The sequence below is a fragment of the Micromonospora sp. CMU55-4 genome, assembly GCF_011602315.1.
GTDB classification, from domain to species: domain Bacteria; phylum Actinomycetota; class Actinomycetes; order Mycobacteriales; family Micromonosporaceae; genus Micromonospora; species Micromonospora chalcea.
Genome location: NZ_JAAOLH010000004.1, coordinates 374,674 through 391,270 on the forward strand (window position 1 = coordinate 374,674; position 16,597 = coordinate 391,270).

General features: G+C 73.2%; 15 protein-coding genes. 5 read left to right on the top strand and 10 right to left on the bottom strand.

Annotated elements, in window-relative coordinates; all coding sequences use genetic code 11:
* Positions 1-35: 35 nt before the first annotated feature.
* From HA073_RS09980 to HA073_RS10000, 5 genes are all read left to right on the top strand, one after another.
* Positions 36-1,109, top strand: coding sequence for an ABC transporter ATP-binding protein (locus HA073_RS09980; RefSeq protein WP_043323172.1), 1,074 nt, complete (start codon positions 36-38; stop codon positions 1,107-1,109).
* A complete protein-coding gene (locus tag HA073_RS09985) occupies positions 1,106-2,854 on the top strand; it encodes an iron ABC transporter permease (protein ID WP_064445576.1) in 1,749 nt (582 codons plus the stop codon). Before HA073_RS09980 ends, HA073_RS09985 begins: the two co-directional genes overlap by 4 nt.
* The gene (locus HA073_RS09990; RefSeq protein WP_166456221.1) at positions 2,842-3,663 is read left to right on the top strand and encodes a creatininase family protein; all 822 of its coding nucleotides are present in this window, start codon (positions 2,842-2,844) and stop codon (positions 3,661-3,663) included. The genes HA073_RS09985 and HA073_RS09990 overlap by 13 nt, the downstream gene beginning before the upstream one ends.
* Before the next feature lie 47 nt (positions 3,664-3,710).
* The gene (locus HA073_RS09995; protein ID WP_166456222.1) at positions 3,711-5,165 is read left to right on the top strand and encodes an argininosuccinate lyase; all 1,455 of its coding nucleotides are present in this window, start codon (positions 3,711-3,713) and stop codon (positions 5,163-5,165) included.
* A 95-nt stretch (positions 5,166-5,260) separates the two neighbouring features.
* Positions 5,261-6,160: an ROK family protein gene (locus HA073_RS10000; protein ID WP_043323180.1), complete on the top strand. Its 900-nt coding sequence runs from the start codon at positions 5,261-5,263 to the stop codon at positions 6,158-6,160.
* A 69-nt stretch (positions 6,161-6,229) separates the two neighbouring features.
* On the opposite strand, the gene HA073_RS10005 is transcribed toward HA073_RS10000, so the two are convergent.
* From HA073_RS10005 to HA073_RS10050, 10 genes are read right to left on the bottom strand one after another with little or no spacing between them, the layout of a single operon-like run.
* Positions 6,230-7,090, bottom strand: coding sequence for a CoA ester lyase (locus HA073_RS10005; RefSeq protein ID WP_166456223.1), 861 nt, complete (start codon positions 7,088-7,090; stop codon positions 6,230-6,232).
* Between the two features lie 12 nt (positions 7,091-7,102).
* A complete protein-coding gene (locus HA073_RS10010; protein WP_043323186.1) occupies positions 7,103-8,566 on the bottom strand; it encodes a dihydroorotase family protein in 1,464 nt (487 codons plus the stop codon).
* Positions 8,567-8,588: 22 nt separating this feature from the next.
* Entirely contained in the window at positions 8,589-9,995 is a 1,407-nt protein-coding gene (locus HA073_RS10015) for an MmgE/PrpD family protein (RefSeq protein ID WP_064445579.1), read from the bottom strand.
* Positions 9,988-10,827 (bottom strand): cyclase family protein, encoded by an 840-nt coding sequence (locus tag HA073_RS10020; RefSeq protein WP_069088404.1) that lies wholly within the window; start codon positions 10,825-10,827, stop codon positions 9,988-9,990. Before HA073_RS10020 ends, HA073_RS10015 begins: the two co-directional genes overlap by 8 nt.
* A 31-nt stretch (positions 10,828-10,858) precedes the next feature.
* Positions 10,859-12,058: a CaiB/BaiF CoA-transferase family protein gene (locus tag HA073_RS10025; protein ID WP_043330005.1), complete on the bottom strand. Its 1,200-nt coding sequence runs from the start codon at positions 12,056-12,058 to the stop codon at positions 10,859-10,861.
* Complete coding sequence (locus HA073_RS10030; protein WP_043323194.1) at positions 12,051-12,911, bottom strand: IclR family transcriptional regulator; 861 nt, start codon at positions 12,909-12,911, stop codon at positions 12,051-12,053. The genes HA073_RS10025 and HA073_RS10030 overlap by 8 nt, the downstream gene beginning before the upstream one ends.
* A 42-nt stretch (positions 12,912-12,953) precedes the next feature.
* Positions 12,954-13,943: an EamA family transporter gene (locus HA073_RS10035; protein ID WP_069088405.1), complete on the bottom strand. Its 990-nt coding sequence runs from the start codon at positions 13,941-13,943 to the stop codon at positions 12,954-12,956.
* A complete protein-coding gene (locus HA073_RS10040; protein ID WP_043323200.1) occupies positions 13,930-14,394 on the bottom strand; it encodes an Ohr family peroxiredoxin in 465 nt (154 codons plus the stop codon). Before HA073_RS10040 ends, HA073_RS10035 begins: the two co-directional genes overlap by 14 nt.
* On the bottom strand, positions 14,391-15,218 hold the full coding sequence (locus HA073_RS10045; protein ID WP_064445582.1) for an alpha/beta fold hydrolase: 828 nt from the start codon (positions 15,216-15,218) through the stop codon (positions 14,391-14,393). The genes HA073_RS10040 and HA073_RS10045 overlap by 4 nt, the downstream gene beginning before the upstream one ends.
* On the bottom strand, positions 15,215-16,579 hold the full coding sequence (locus HA073_RS10050) for a M20/M25/M40 family metallo-hydrolase (protein WP_166456224.1): 1,365 nt from the start codon (positions 16,577-16,579) through the stop codon (positions 15,215-15,217). Before HA073_RS10050 ends, HA073_RS10045 begins: the two co-directional genes overlap by 4 nt.
* Between the last annotated feature and the right edge of the window lie 18 nt (positions 16,580-16,597).

Sequence of the window (16,597 nt, forward strand, 5' to 3'; positions counted from 1 at the left end):
GCACGGCCCGGCTTCGTCCTGGAAGGACCCACGAAATGATCGATGTCCGACTGACGGCGGTCAGTAAGCGCTTCGCCAAGTCGAGCGACTCCGCGGCGGTCGATGACGTCACCGTCACCATCGGAGCCGGCGAGTTCTTCACGCTGCTCGGGCCGAGCGGCTGCGGCAAGACGACGACGCTGCGCATGGTGGCCGGCTTCTACTTCCCGACCTCCGGTCACATCCACTTCGGCGACGACGACGTCACCCACTGGACGCCGAACAAGCGGGACACCGGCATGGTGTTCCAGAACTACGCGCTGTTCCCGCACATGACTGTGGCGCAGAACGTCGCGTACGGGCTCAAGGTCCGCCGGGTCTCCCGCGCCGACCAGGCCCGCCGGGTCACCGAGGCGCTCGAACAGGTGCACCTCGCCGGGTACGGCGACCGGCGCATCGACGCGCTCTCCGGCGGCCAGCAGCAGCGGGTCGCGCTGGCGCGGGCCCTGGTCATCCGCCCGCGCACCATGCTGCTCGACGAGCCGCTGTCGAACCTCGACGCGAAGCTGCGCGAGGAGACCCGCGCCGAGATCCGGCGCATCCAGCGGGAGAGCGGCACCACCTCGATCTACGTGACGCACGACCAGGCCGAGGCGATGGCGATGTCGGACCGGATCGCCGTCATGGAGTCCGGCCGGGTCCAGCAGGTCGGCACCCCGCACGAGATCTACTACAAGCCCGCGAACGCGTTCGTGGCCCGGTTCATCGGGCGCAGCAACGTGCTGAGCCTGCCGGTGACCGGCGCGACCGACGACAGCGTCGCGGTGCGCCTGCCCGGCGGCGCCACCATCGACGTCGGCGCGCCCGCCGGGCACGGGCTCGGCGCGGGCGACACCGCGCTCGTCTCCGCGCGCCCCGAGCACATCGCGCTCGGCGGCGACGACGACACGGCGGCCATGCGCGGCCGGATCAGCCACGTCGAGTTCACCGGCATGGCCACCAACATCAGCGTCGACGTGGACGGCAACGAGGTGATGGCGGCGCTGATCGACGCGCCGGCCGGCCTGCAGCTCGGCGACGTGGTGGGACTGCGGCTCGTACCGGAGCGCCTCTGGGTGGTCAAGCCGTGACCGCTGCGACCCGGACCGCCCCCGCCTGGGCGGCGGCCCTCGGCCGGCGTCTGTCCGGCGGGGCCAATTCCCGCTGGTTCCCGTACCTGCTGGTGCTGCCGCTGGTCCTGGTGCTCTGGGGCTTCGTCGTCCAGCCGATGTTCGCCACCTTCCGCGAGAGCGTCAGCGCCAACGGCTCTGACAACTACCTGCAGTTCCTCTCCTCCTCCGGGGTGGCCCGCGAGTCGCTGTTCACCTCGCTGTTCATCTCGGCCGCCAGCGTGCTGCTCTGCGGCATCGTCGGCGTGGCGATGGCGTTCCTGCTCAAGCGGTTCCACTTCCGCGGCCGGCGGCTCATCGAGGCGTTCATCCTGGTGCCGGCGGCCCTGCCGCCGCTGATCGGCGCCGTGTCCTTCCAGCTGCTCTACAGCAACATCGGCATCGTGCCGCGCGGCCTGCAGGCGCTGCTCGGCACCGAGAAGCCGGTCCTGGCCTTCGACGGCATCGCCGGTGTGCTCGTGGTGCACACGTTCACCATGTACCCGTTCTTCTTCCTGGCCGCCTCCGCGGCGCTGGCCGGGATGGACCCGTCGGTCGAGGAGGCGGCGTACAACCTCGGCGCGGGCCGGTTCCGGGTGTGGCGCACGGTCCTGCTGCCGATGCTCACCCCCGCGCTGATCTCGGCGTCGCTGCTGGTCTTCATGACGTCGCTGGCGTCGTACACCGCGCCGCTGCTGTTCAACGTCAGCCAGACCATGACGATGCAGATCTACATCAACCGCACCAACGGCGACCTGCCGATGGCCTCGGCGTACGCCTCGGTGCTCGGCATCGTCTCGATCATCTTCCTGCTGGCGATGCGCTGGTACGAGGGACGGCGCAACTACCAGTCGCAGTCCAAGGGCATCTCGGCGGTCCGGCGGGAGATCACCAACCCGATCGGCCGCTGGCTCGCGCCGCTCGCCTCGGTGCTGGCCACGCTGGTCCTGCTCGCCCCGGTCGCCGCGATCGCGCTCGTCGCCTTCTCCGAGGACCGGTCCTGGACCACCGAGGTGCTGCCGCCGACGTACACGTTCGAGAACTTCGTGACCATCTTCACCGACCCCAAGGCGTTCGAGCCGATCCTCAACTCGGTGCAGATGAGCCTGATCGCGGTCGTGGGCTGTGTGGTGATCGGCGTGCTCATCGCGTACGCGGTGCGGCGGCTGAAGTTCGTCGGGCGCGGCCTGCTCGACGTGGCCGTGATGATCGCCTGGGCGCTGCCCGGCACGGTCGTCGCGATCAACCTGATCTCGGCGTTCAGCACCGGCAACGCGTTCAGCTTCGGGCAGGTGCTGGTCGGCACGTTCTGGATCCTGCCGCTGGCCTACTTCGTGCGGTTCCTGCCGATCGTGTTCCGGTCCAGCTCCGCGACGCTGGCGCTGATCGACCCGTCGCTGGAGGACGCCGCCCGCAACCTCGGCGCCTCCTGGCTGCGCGCGTTCTACACGATCACCGTGCGGCTGATGCTGCCCGGCGTGCTCGCCGGCGCGCTGCTGGCGTTCGTGCACGGCGTCGGCGAGTTCGTCGCCTCGGTGCTCATCTACACCTCGTCGACGGTGCCGATCTCGGTCGCCATCAACAACCGGATGTACAGCTTCGAGCTGGGCACCGCGGCCGCCTACGGCATGCTCCAGGTGCTGCTCATCTTCGTGGTGATGTGGTTCTCCGGTCGGCTGGAGAGCAGCCGGACCGCGACTCGGAGGGCCGAGCAGTGGACGAACTGATCGAGCGGTGGCGGACCGGGGGAGGGCTGCTCCCGGTCACCCGGGTACCCGGGCACGCGTTCGCCGCCGTGACCGAGGCGGCCGACCTGGCGGTGCTGCCGGTCGGCGCGGTCGAGTGGCACGGCCCCCACCTGCCGATCGGAACCGACCTGATCCTGGCCGAGGGCTTCGCCGGGGAACTGGCCACCGGGTCGGCCCGGGCGGTGCTGTTCCCGGCCACGCCGTACGCCGCCTGCCCGGGCCAGACCCGGCCGTGGCCGGGCACGGTGGCGCTGCGACCGGAGATCGCCGTCGGCTACCTCGCCGACGTGCTCGCCGGCATCGTCGAGGCGGGCTTTCCCCGGGTGCTCGTGGTCAACGGGCACGACGCCAACATGTCCACCGTCCGCGCCGCGATGGAGTGGGTCTCCGGCCGGCACCGGGCCAGCATGATGCTGGTGAACTGGTTCCAGCTCGTCGGCCCGGACGAGACCACCGAGATGTTCGGTGAGCTGCCCGCCCGGGGGCACGGCGGCGCGTACGAGAGCTCCGCGGTGCTGGGCTTCGACCCGGACGCGGTGCGCCTGGACGCCGCGCCGGACCTGCCGCCGAAGCCGAAACTGCCCACCCCGTACCCGTACGTGCTCGTGGAGTCGCGGCCCGACCCGTGGCAGGGCTGGTCGGGCCATGTCTCGCTGGCCGGGGAGGAGGCCGGCGGCCGGATCCGCGCCACCGCCGGCGCACGCCTGCGCGAGCTGGTCGGGGCGTGGCTCGCCGCGCCGCTGCCCGGGCCCCCCGGCGCCGACGGGCCGGACCAGACGACCGGATGACCACGCGCGGCACGCCGCACGACAACGCACCACCTCGGGAGGCCACCATGAGCCCGTCACTGACCGTCTATCAACAGCACCACCTCCGGGTGGTGTTCGACCACCACGTCGCCCACCTCTACCCGGCGATGGTCACGGCCAGCAAGGCCCACGTCGTCATGCTCGCCGAGCAGGGACTGATCACCGACGAGGCCGCCGCCACGATGCTGCGCGGCCTGGTCACCCTCACCGGGGACCGGCCCGAGGAACTGGAGTACGACGGCAGCGTCGAGGACGTCTACTACACGCTGGAGAAGCGGCTCGCCGCCGCGGCGGGCATCGAGCCGTCGCAGCTCAGCGTGCAGCTCGCGCGCAGCCGCAACGACCTCGACGCCGGCGTGTTCCGGATGGTGCTGCGCGACCAGCTGCTCCAGGTGCTCGACGCGCTGCTGGCCACCGGCCGTACCGTGCTGGACCGCGCGGACCGGCACGCCGACGTCGTGATCACCGGCTACACGCACCGCCGCCCGGCCCAGCCGACCAGCATCGGGCACGTCTTCGGCGGCTACGCCGAGGCCCTTGCCGGTGAGGCGGTCGCGTACGCCGACCTGCTCGACGAGATGAACCGCTCGCCGCTGGGCTCCTGCGCCTTCGCCGGCACCGACCTGGACATCTCACCCCGGCGGCTGGCCGACCTGCTCGGCTTCGACCAGCTGATCGTCAACTCGTACGAGGCGGTGGCCGGCGCGGACCACCTGGTCCGGGTCGCCACGCTCAACGCGCAGGCGCTCGCCACCGGCGCCCGGCTGGCCCGCACGCTGATGGACTGGCTGAGCTGGGGCTGGGTGGTCACGCCCGGCGAGTTCACCCAGGGCAGCAGCATCATGCCGCAGAAGCGCAACCCGGTGGTGCTGGAGCACCTCGTCTCGATGGCCGGCGCCGCCGCGGCCGACGCCGCGAGCGTGCTCAACAACGTCGGCGCCGCCTGGTGGGAGGACTCCAACAACGCCACCACCGACGTGCAGTCCCGGCTCTGGGAGGGCGACGACCGGGCGTACCGGTTCTTCTCGCTGCTCGGCGGCCTGATCGCGAAGCTGGATCCGCTGCGCCCGCCGTCCGGTGAGGAGATCGTCGCCTCCGGCGCCACCACCACCGCCGCGGCCGACGCGCTGGCCCGCCACGGCCTGCCGTTCCGGGGCGCCCACTCGCTGCTGGGCCGGCTGGTACGCGGCGGCGCGCCCGCCACCTGGACCGGGGACCTGGTCCGGTCCACCGCCGCCGAGCTGGGTCTGACGCTCGACGACGCCGCGGTGCGGGACCTGCTGGCCGCCGCGGTCCGCCCCGAACTCGTGCTGCGCCGCGCCCAGGCCGACGGCCCCGGCGAGGCGGCCGTCCGGGACCAGGTCGGACGACTGTCTACAATGCTCGACGCGGTGCAGGAGCGGGCGCAGGCGTTGCGCGAGCGGCTGACCCGTGCCGACACGGCTCTCGCCGAGGCGGTCGCGGCGAGGGTAGGCCCGTGACGGGGCGACAGACGCAGCTGGCCGTGGTCGCGGACGTCGTGTCGCGGCGACCACGTGATCTGGACCGACGGCCCGAAGGGCGATCTGACATCACCATGGAACGACCGGCAAATCCGCGCCTGCTCGGCATCGACTTCGGCGGCACCAAGATGGCCATCGGCGTGGGCGACGCCGACGGCCGGCTGCTCGTCTCCGAGCGCCTGCCCACCAATGCCGAGCAGGGCGCGCAGCAGGCCCTCACCCGGGCGCTGGACCGGGCCCGCGAACTCGCCGAGCAGACCGGCGGCACGCTCGTCGCGGCGGGCATCGCCTCGCCCGGCGTGGTCCACGACGAGGGCATCGAACTGGCGCCGAACGTGCCCGGCTGGGAGCAGCTGCGGCTCGCCGACGCGGTCCGCGCCCACCTGAACCTGGCGCACGTGCGGGTCACGAACGACCTGAAGGCAGCCGCCCACGCCGAGCTGCGGCTCGGGGCGCTGCGCGACGCGGACCCGGGACTCGTCGTCGGGCTCGGGACCGGCGTCGCGGCGGCGGTCACCGTCAACGGCGAGGTGCTGCCGGGCCGCCACGGCGCCGCCGGGGAGATCGCCTACGGGCTGACCGACCACAGCTGGCCGCCCCGCCTGGAACCGATGCTGGAGGCGACGTTCTCCGGCCGGGCCCTGGACGAGCTGGCGCAGCGGCTGGGCGTGGACGGCCGGGCCGCCGGTCTGTGCGCGGCCGCGCAACAGCCGGGCGAGGTACGCGAACAGCTCCGCCGACGCGTCGACGAACTCGCCCGCCACCTCGTCACCTGCTGCCTCGTGCTCGACCCGCAGCGGATCGTGCTGGTGGGCAGCGTCGCCGGCAACGACCTGGTGCGGGCGCTGCTGACCGAACGGCTCACCCACACGCTGCCGTACCCGCCGGAGATCGTGCTGTCGGACTTCGCGCAGGACGCCGCGCTGCTCGGTTCGCTCGCCATGGCCGTCGAGGCCCAGCCCGCGGTGGTCTGAGCGGGCCGGGCGCCGGGAACGGATCGGGCGGGGCGCGGTGGGGCGCCCCGCCCGGTCGTTCTCGCGGTTTCAGTCGGTGGACGCCTCGGCGCGGCGTACCACCTCGGCGGCGGCCCGCACCACCGCCCGGTCCAGCAGCCGCCCGTCGGCGTCGGTGGCCACCCCGGAGCCGCCGCGTTCGGCCCGCTCCAGCGCCGCCAGCACGGCCCGCGCCGAGGCCACCTCGGCCTCGGTGGGGGTGAACACCTCGTTGATCGTCGCGATCTGCCCGGGGTGGATGGCGCTGCGGGCCCGGAAGCCCTGCCGCAGCAGCGCCCGGGTGGTCAGCTCCAGCCGTTCCGGGTCGCGCAGCGTCGTCTCCACCGGTCCCACCGGCGGGGTGATGCCGGCCGCCGCCGACGCGACCACGACCTGGGAGCGGATCGGCGCGAACTCCGCCCGCTCCGGTCCCGGCTGCAACCCCAGCTCACCGGCGAGGTCCGCCTCGCCGAGGCCGAGCCGCAGCACCCGTGGCGCGGCGGCCACCCGCGGCGCGGTGAGCACGCCCCGGGCGGTCTCGATCAGCGCCACCACCCGGAACGCCGGGGCGTCCGGGCCGAGCCGCCGCTGCACCCGGGCCAGCGCGGCGTCGACCTCGGCGAGCAGCTCCGGCTCGGCCTTCGGCACCCAGACCCCGGCCGCCGCCGGGGAGAGCACCTCGACGTCCGCCTCGACCTGGTCGCTGTTGATCCGCACCCACAGCTCGGGGCCGGCCGGCACGGCGGCGCCCAGGTGCCCGGCGACCGTCTCCCGGGCGTGCTCCTTGCGGGCCGGCGTGACCGCGTCCTCCAGGTCGAGCACGAGCGCGTCCGCGCCGCGCCCGGCCGCCTTGTCCAGCAGGTCCGCCCGGTCGCCCGGCACGTACAGGTAACTGCGCGCCACCGCCGCCATCAGTCGTTCCCCCTACCGCTGCGGGCGGGCGAGGTAGCGGCCGGCCGGCTCGCCGGTGACCTTGCCGTCGACGAGCACGTGCTGCCCGCGCACGAAGGTGTCGGTGACCCGGGCGGTCAGCTCGAAGCCCTCGAACGGCGTGTACTCCTGCGTCGACTCGGAGTCCTCCGCGCGCACCGTCCAGGTCGAGTTCGGGTCGACCAGGCAGATGTCGGCGTCGTACCCCTGCGCGATCGCGCCCTTGTTGCGCAGGCCGAAGCGCTGGGCCGGGTTCCACGAGGTCAGCTCCGCCACCCGCTGGTAGGACAGGCCGCGCCGGTTGCCCTCGGTGACCAGGCCGGGCAGCAGGTACTCGGCGCCGCCGAAGCCGGACTTGGCGACGAAGATGTCGTCGCGCGGCTCACCGAACTTGACCTCGTCCTTGCAGCAGGCGTGGTCGCTGACCACCCAGTCGATCTTGCCGTCCAGGACGTACCCCCAGAGCGCCTCGACGTCGGCGCGCGGGCGCAGCGGCGGGTTGACCTTGCCGCCCAGGCCGTGCGCGGTGTCGATGTCGGCCACCAGGTGCCCGATGGTCACCTCGCGGCGGAAGTCGATGTGCGGGAACGCCCGCGCCATCCGCAGCGCCGCGTCGACCGCCTTCTCCGAGGTCAGGTGCAGCAGGTTGATCTTCGGCAGCCCGGTCTCGTGCGCCAGGTACGACGCGATCGACACGGCCAGTCCCTCGGAGTGCGGCGGCCGCGACGCGTGGTACGCCTCCAGCCCGCGCAGCGTGCCGTCCTGCTCGACCTGCTTGGTGTACGCGCTCATGATCTCGGCGGTCTCGCAGTGCAGCGACAGCGAGATCTCGTCGGCCAGCTCGGGGAAGCGCTCCCGGGCCGCCTGGACGCCCCGCATCACGAACTCGAAGTGGGCGTAGTCGTACCGCTCGCCCTCCGGGATCATCAGGAACGAGTTCTGGTCGGCGGAGCGGCCGTGCAGGCCGTGACTGCCGTAGAACATGAAGATCTTGAACGAGGTGACCCCGTGCTCCTCCACCAGCGACGGCACCTCGCCGATGTGCTCCCGCGACATCGGCGCCAGGTGGAAGCCGTAGTCGATGTAGGAGCGGCCCTCGGTCGCGGCCAGCACCTCAGGGAAGAAGTCCGCGTACCGGCCGCCCCGGTTGAGGTAGTACTGCCCGGTGCGCATGTAGTTCAGCGCCGTGGTGACGCCGCCCTGCACCGACGCGCGGCTCTCCGAGACGGCGTCCTCGCTCAGCGGGTTGTAGATGCCCCAGTGCTGGTGCGCGTCGACCACGCCGGGGAAGGCGAGCCGGCCGCCGCCGTCGACGACCTGGGCGGCCTCCGCCCGGTCGATCTGCGGGGCGACGCGGCTGATCCGCCCGTCGGTGACGCCGATGTCCATCAGCTCGGGCTCGGGCCGGTCGTGCCGGACCACGCGGACGTTTGTCAACAGCAGGTCGTAGGTGCTCATGGTGTTGCTCCTCGTGCTCGGTTCAGCGGCGGTTGATCAGGCCCATCAGGCCGTGGACGTCGGGGGCCTGGTCGAGCCGGTGGACCTCGTCGGCGATGCGGGCGGCGGTGGCCTCGGGCAGGGACGCGGCGTTCGTGCGGAACTTCACCGCCAGCTCGGCGTCGCTGAGCGGACGCTGCGGGCCGCCCCGGTTGGCCAGGACCTCCTGCACCCACTCGCGTCCGTCCCGGGTGACGATCCGCAGCACCGCCGGGAACTGGTGCGGGAAGATCTCGTCGCACCGCTCGTCGGCCACCACGTCGACCCGCGCCATCAACGCCCGCCGTTGCGGGTCGTGCGCCAGGGCGTCGGTGAAGTCGGCCAGCTCCACGCCCAGACCGCCGCCGCCGATCAGGCCGGCGGCGACCGCGTACGGGCCGCTGAACTGCGCCTCGTAGCCGGTCTGCGGCGCGCGCTTGCGCTCGATCGGCTGGCCGATGGTACGCACCGTCGGCGTGGGCACGCCGAGCGTGATCGACTCGATCTCGTCCAGCGGCAGCCCGCGCTCGCGCAGCGCGATCGCCGCGTCGATGGCGGCGTGGGTGAAGTGGTTCGCCGGGTACGGCTTGAAGAAGATGCCGGGCACCGCCCACTCGGAGCCGAGCCCGCGGACGATCTCGTCGCCGTCGAACTCGCCGCGCAGGAACGCCTGGAAGAAGCCGAAGCGCCCCTCCAGCACGGTCGGCGGGCCGGTCACGCCGTGCCGGGCCAGCTGCGCGGCGCTGACCGCCGCGTGCGCCGCCCAGCCGCAGTGGATCCGCTTGACGGTGCCGCCGTTGCGGTTGGACTCGATCAGCCCGGCCGCCATCGAGGCGGACACCCCGAGCGCGTCGAGCGTGCCGCCCGCGTCCAGCTTCAGCAGCCGGGCCGCGGCCACCGCCCCGCCCAGCGTGCCGCAGATCGAGGTGGCGTGCTGGCCGTGCTCGAAGAAGACCGAGTTGCCGGCCGCCGGGTCGTAGCCGGCCATGCCGAGGCGTACGCACGCCTCCAGGCCCACCGCGATCGCGGCCACCGTCTCCTGCCCGGAGGCGCCGGACAGCTCGGCGGCGGCGAGCGCGGCCGGCACCACCGTGGCACTGGGGTGCAGCACCGACGGTAGGTGCGTGTCGTCGTAGTCGAGGGAGTGCGCCAGCACGCCGTTGGCGAACGCGGCCAGCGCGGCCGGGACCTTCTCGTCCACGCCGACGGCGGTGGCCTGGCCACGGCCGCCCTGCTCGGCGACGTACGCCAGCGCGGCCTGGCTGGTCGGCAGCGGCTGCGCCGCCACGCAGAGCCCGAGCACGTCCAGCACGCGGGCCCGGACGCTGGCGACCACCTCGTCGGGCAGCGTCGCGGCGGAGGTGTCGGCGGCGAAGGCGGCCAGGTGCCGGCCCAGGGTCGGCTCAGCCACGGCTGACCACCGCCAGCGGACGCACCGGGGAGCCGGTGGCGCCGTACAGCGGCAGCGGGGCCATGACGAAGGTGAACTCGTGCACCCCGTCGCGGGCCAGCTCCTCCAGCGCCATCGTCTCGATCAGGTAGATGCCGTGCTCCACCAGCAGGATCCGGTGCGCCGGCAGCGTGCTGTGACCCTTGCCCGGCGGCAGGCACTCGAAGGCGATGGTGTCCGCGCCGGCCGCGTGCACGCCCCGCTGCGCCAGCCAGCCGGCGCCGTCCGCGCCGATCCCTGGTACGCCGGAGTCCTTGCCGATGTACTGGTTGCGGTCCTCGTGGTCGAACAGCCGGCCCCAGCCGCTGCGGATGAGCACCACGTCGCCCGCGCCCACCGGCGTGCCCTGCCGGGACACGGTGGCGTCCAGGTCGGCGGGGGTGATCTCGTAGCCGGCCTCGCAGCCCTCCAGGCCCAGCGTGGCGGGCACGTCCAGCAGCACGCCGCGGCGGACCATCGGCGCGACGGTGTGCACGCCCAACTCGTCGAACCGGCCGCCGACCTGCGCCGCGGCGGCGTCGGCGCCGCCGTGCAGCCGGCCGTCCTGGGACACGTGCGCGAGGGCGTCGACGTGCGTGCCGACGTGCGTGCCCATGACCAGCAGGTCGTTGGCGGCGGAGCCGCCGTCGGCGCGCACCATGTCGCCGTGCCGGCGCGGCAGGGTGAGCCCGAACGCCGGGTGGTTCGGTGACTGCGGCATGCCGACGGTCAGCCGCCGGCCCAGGTCGTAGATCGTGACGCCGGCCTGCACGGCGTCGAGCAGGCGGTCGGCGGTTCTGGCAGTGGTGCCCACGGGGTTCCTCGCGTTTCGGCTGTCGGCGTCGTCAGGCGACGACGCCACGGGCTTTCAGGTCGGCGATCTCGGCCGGGTCGCAGCCGAGCTCCTCGACGAGCAGGGCGTCGGTGTCGGCGCCGGGGGAGCGGCCGGTGAAGCGGATCCGGCCCGGCGTCTCCGACATCCGCCACATGACGTTGTGCATCCGCATCGGGCCCAGGTCCGGGTCGTCGACCTTCGTGATCATCTCGGTGGCCTGCACGTGCGGGTCCTCGACGATGTCCTTGGCGCTGTAGACCGGTGCGACGGCGGCGCCGGCCTCGGCGAAGGCCGCGGCCACCTCGTCGCGGGTCCGCTCGCCGATCCACGACCCGACGTACTCGTCGAGCAGGTCCGCGTGCGCCACCCGGCCGACGCCGGTACGGAACCACGGCTCGTCGATCACCTCCGGGTGGCCCACCAGCCGCAGCACCCGCTCGGCGATCGCCTGGGCGCTGGTGGAGATGGCGACCCACGACCCGTCCTTGGTCTGGTACGTGTTGCGGGGCGCGTTGTTCGTCGACCGGTTGCCCTGCCGCTGCTCCACCACGCCGAGCTGGTCGTAGACGGTGGGACCCGGGCCGACGGCGGTCATGATCGGCTCCAGCAGGCTCATGTCGATCACCTGGCCCCGGCCGCCGGAACGCTCCCGGTGCCACAGCGCCATCATCACCGCCGAGGAGGTGGCGATGCCGCAGATGCTGTCGGCCAGCCCGAACGCCGGCAGCGTCGGCGGGCCGTCCGCCGTGCCGGTCAGGTGGGCGAACCCGCTCATCGCCTCGGCCAGCGTGCCGAACCCGGCCCGGGAGGCGTACGGGCCGGTCTGCCCGAAGCCGGTGATCCGGGCGATCACCAGGCCGGGGTTGACCCGGTGCAGCTCCTCCGGGCCGATGCCCCAGCGCTCCAGCGTGCCCGGGCGGAAGTTCTCCACCAGCACGTCGGCCCGCTCGGCCAGCCGCAGCAGCAGCGCCGCGCCGTCCGGCGCGGACAGGTTCAGCCCGATCAGCCGCTTGTTGCGGGAGATCTCCTTCCACCACAGGGGATGGCCGTCCTTGGTCTTGCCGTGGCCGCGCATGCTGTCACCCATGGTCGGGTGCTCGATCTTCACCACGTCGGCGCCGTAGTCGCCGAGGATCTGACAGCACAGCGGTCCGGCGAGGATCGTCGAGACGTCCAGCACGCGCAGGCCCGTCAGCGGTCCGTCACTCACCTGTTCCACCTCCCCAGTTCTGTTCCTGACCCGTCCGTCCGGCGGCACGTTGCGCCGGCGGCCGGAAACCCAGTTCGGCGGATATCTCCGCCGCCGCCGCGGCGACCAGCGCGCCGTGCGCGGCGCAGACCTCCGGGGTGAACCGGTTCTGCGGCCCGCACAGCGAGATCGAGCCGAACACCTGCCCGGTCGCGTAGCGCACCGGCGCGGCCACGCTGCCCGCGCCGTTCTGCCGCTCGCCCATGCTCACCGCGTACCCCTGGCGGCGGACCCGGCCCAGCTCGGACCGCAGCTTCGCGGTGGAGGTGATGGTGGCCGAGGTGACCGCGTCCAGCGGGTGGTGGTCGAGGTAGTCCTCGATCTCCGCGTCCGGCAGCGCCGCGAGGATCGCCTTCGACGACGACCCGGAGTGCAGCGCGTGGCTGGTGCCCAGGGACACCGACATGCGTACCTCGTGCGGCGAGAGCACCTGGTCGATGTAGACGCGGGTCCAGCCCTGCCGCACCGACAGCGTCGCGGTCTCGCCGCTGTCGCGCACCAGCCGGACCAGGTACCGGCGGGCGATGTCCGGCACGTCCAGCGCGCGCAGCGCGGCCAGTCCCACCGCCAGCGCGCCGCTGCCCAGCCGGTACCGCTTGGTCTCCTCGTTGAAGGTGAGGAAGCTGTCGGCCACCAGTTCCTTGAGGATCCGGTGCGCGACCGCCTTGGGCAGTCCCAGCTCCCGCGCGATCGTCGACACGCCGAGGGTCTCCGGCGCCCGTTCGGCGATGATGTTGACGATGTCGAGGGCGCGTCCGAGGCCGGAACGGGTCCGGCCGGCGGTGGCGCTCTCGACAACCGCTGTGGTGATCATCTTCTCTCCTCCACTGTCGACGTAGGGCGGGATCGCCGGGCCTCAGGCGGGCGCGACCGGAGTCTTCCCGGGCGGCAGGCCGTCCGGCTGCCGGGGTCGCTCCCGCGCGATCACCAGTGCCACCGAGGCGAGCACCACGGCGCCGGCGAGCACCTGACGTCCGGACAACGACTCATCCAGCACCATCATGCCGAGCAGGACCGCCACCACCGGGTTGACGTACGCGTAGGTGGACGCGAGCTGGATCGGCGCGTTGCGCAGCAGCCACGTGTAGACGCTGAAGCCGACCACCGTGGACACGAGCATCAGGTAGGTCCACGCCAGCCAGGACCGGCCCGTCACGTCGGCCAGGCGGAACCCGCTCAGCTCACCGCTGACCACGCTGGCCACCGCCACCGCGAGACCGCCCACGAGCATCTGCCAGCCGGTGCCGACCAGGTGGTCGGCCGGCATGCGCAGCCGCTGCGACAGCGTCGAGCCCAGCGCCCACACCATCGTGGAGAGCACCACCAGCAGCATCCCGCCGAGGTGCCACCCCTGCGTCGGCACCGCGAACAGCAGCGCCAGCCCGACCACACCGCCGAGTACGCCCACGGCCGCCAGCGGGGACGGCCGCGGACCGACCACCAGCCGCAGCACCAGCACCCACAGCGGCATCCCGGCCACCAGCAGCGAGGTCAGACCCGTCGGCACGTACAGCTGGCCCAGCGCCAGCAGCGCGCTGCCGGCGCCGACCATCAGCAGCCCGCTGGCACCCACCCCGGTCCACTGCCGCCGGGGCAGCAGCAGCCCCGCCGGTCCCCGCCACAGCGCCGCCACCGCGAACAGCAGCAGCGCCGCGGCCAGGAACCGGGCCGAGGTGGCCACCAGCGGCGGAATGCTGTCCAGGGCCACCCGGTTGCCCAGGTAGGTCGAGCCCCAGATCAGGTAGACCGCGCCGAGCCCGACGGCCAGGGCCATCGGGCCGGCGGGCCGCGGCGGATCCGCCGGGTGGCGGGCCGCCGCGGGCCGGGTCAGGTCAGCGGTGTCCATTTACCCGGATCGCCACCGCGGTGTTGCCCCGGAGGGCGTTCGAGTACGGACACATCCGGTCGGCCAGCTCCACCGCGCGCTCCAGGTCGGCCTGCGGGCACTGCGGCGCGGACACGTCCAGCACCACGGCGATCGCGTACCGGCCGTCGTCGGTCTGCCCGAGGGAGACCGAGGCGGTGACAGTCGTCGGGCCGGGCTTGACGCCGGCCTGGCGGGCGGCGACGGCGAGCGCGCTGTCGAAGCACGCGGCGTAGCCGGCGGCGAACAGCTCCTCCGGGTCGGTGCCGGGCGCGTCCGGGCCCCGCTGGGCGGGACGGGTCAGGTCGACCCGCAGCGACCCGGTCAGCGACCGGGCGCTTCCGCCCCGGCCGCCGGACACCTCCACCTTCGCGGTGTAGACGGTGTTCGCCGGTACGACCTTCGCCTCGGACGCCGGGGTGCCGACGTTCATGCCGGCACCTCCGTTCCCAGGTCCGCGTGCACCTGCGCGGCGACCGCGTCGGCGAACGCCTCCGGCTGCTCGTCGGCCACGAAGTCGGTGCCGCCGGGGATGGTGACCAGCTCGGCGCTGGGCAGCGCGGCCCGCACCTGCGGCGTCATCCGGTCCAGCAGGTCGTCGGCGCCGTGCAGCAGCACGATGGGCAGCGCGTCCAGGGCGGCCGTGTCGACGTGGTGGTCGAACACCGCCCGGTACGCGGTGGCGTAGTCCGGACCGGTCAGCAGGTACTCGGTGACCTGGCGGTTCGCCTCCTCCGGGGTCAGCGCCGGGTACAGGCCGTACACCCGGTCCCAGATCACCTTCAGGTGCCCGCCGTCGCGGTCCGGGGAGTAGCCGGGCGCGTACGACCGCTTCTTCTCCGCCCGCTCCTGCTCGTCGTAGAGCGGGATGCCCTGCAGGATCAGCCGGTGCACCCGCTCCGGCGCCGACATCATCGCCTGCGCGCCGACGATCGCGCCGGTGTGCTGCCCGAGCAGGTGCACCTTGGACAGCCCGAGGGCGTCGGCGAACTGCCACACGCCGGCCGCGTACTCGGGGATGGACCACGGGCGCGGCGGGGCGTCGGACATCCCGAAGCCCGGCGTGTCCGGGGCGATCACCCGCAGGCCGCGGCGGGCCAGCGGCTCGATGACCGCGTCGTAGGTGGCCGAGGAGAGCGGGGACTGGTGCAGGATCAGCAGCACCGGTGCGTCGGCGTCGCCGCCGTGCCGGTAGTGCACCTGACCCCACGGCACGTCGACGTAGGCGCGGCGGGCCACGCCGCGGGCCCGGGTCACTCGGCCACCGCCAGCGCCGCCATGACCTCGATGACGTGCTTGATGCCGGCCTTGTAGTCGTCCAGCCGGATGTTCTCGTTCGGGCCGTCGACACCGGAGTCCGCGCGGGAGACGCCGACGCCGACGATGGGCCTGTCGGCGATCACGCCCTGGTTGCCGATCCACTGCGTGTACGGCTCGATCACCGGCTCGGTCCCGTACACCCGGCGGGCCGCGTCCGCGACGAGCGCGACGAACGGGTCCCGGTGGTCGGTGAGGTTGGGCCGGCTGGTCGCCATCACCTCGATGCGCAGGTCACCGAAGCCGGTCGCGGCCAGGTGGTCGCGCACGCAGCCGAGGACGCGCTCCGGGTCCTGGCCCGGCACCAGCCGGATCTCCAGCTTCGCCGACGCGGTCGACGGGATGCCCAGCGTCACGTCGTCACGCATGTCGCCACCGGCGATGCCGGCCACCGTGAGCGTCGGCACGGTCCGGATGGCCACCGCCGCGGCCTGGTCGTCCAGGTCGCCGGTGAACCGGTCGACCTGGGCCCGCTTGCGCAGGAAGTCCCCGTCGAACGCCACCTTCTCCAGCAGCGCCCGCTCCTCGTCCGTCGGCGGCCGTGCGTCGTCGGCGAAGCCGGGGATCGTCACGGTGCCGTCGGGCCGCTGCAGCTGCGCCAGGGCGGCGGCCAGCCGGGCCGTGGCGGCCGGCAGCAGCGCGGTGTTCTGGCTGGTCAGGTCGCGCGGCAGGGTCTGCGCGGTGAGGCGCAGGTAGAGCACGCCCTTCTCGGCGAGCTTGAGCAGCAGCCGGTCCTCGCCGTCGAGCCAGGAGTTCTCCCACAGCGCCGCGTCGCTGGCGAGCCGGTCGGCGTGCGCCTGCACGAACGAGCCCAGACCCGGGCTGTGCAGCCACTTCTTGCCCTCGAAGATGATCCGGTTGGTCACCGGCGGGGTGAGCCCGGCGAGCTTCCAGGCCGCCGCCGCGTGGATGCGGGACATGATGACGCCCTTGTCGTCGGCCACGCCCCGGGCGTAGAGCCGGCCGTCGTGGATCTCCGCCGCGTAGGGCGGGCTGATCCAGTCGGCGTCGTCACCGGCCGGCTCGACCTCCACGTCGTAGTGCGTGAAGTGCAGCAGCGCCTTGTCGCCCTCGCCGGCCACCTCGGCCAGCACGTACGGGTACGACTGCTCCCACGGGATGATCTCGGCCTCGCCGCCCCAGCGGCGGACCGATCCGGCGATGAACTCGGCGGTGGCCTCCATCTGCTCCGGCTCCTGGCGGCGGCTGCGGATGCGGCACAGCTGCTGGAGCTCCTCGACGAACTCGTCGAAGTGGGCGTCAACGGCCGCCAGCGCGGCCGCGGTATCCGGTTTGGGCATGGTGGTCCTCACAGAAGG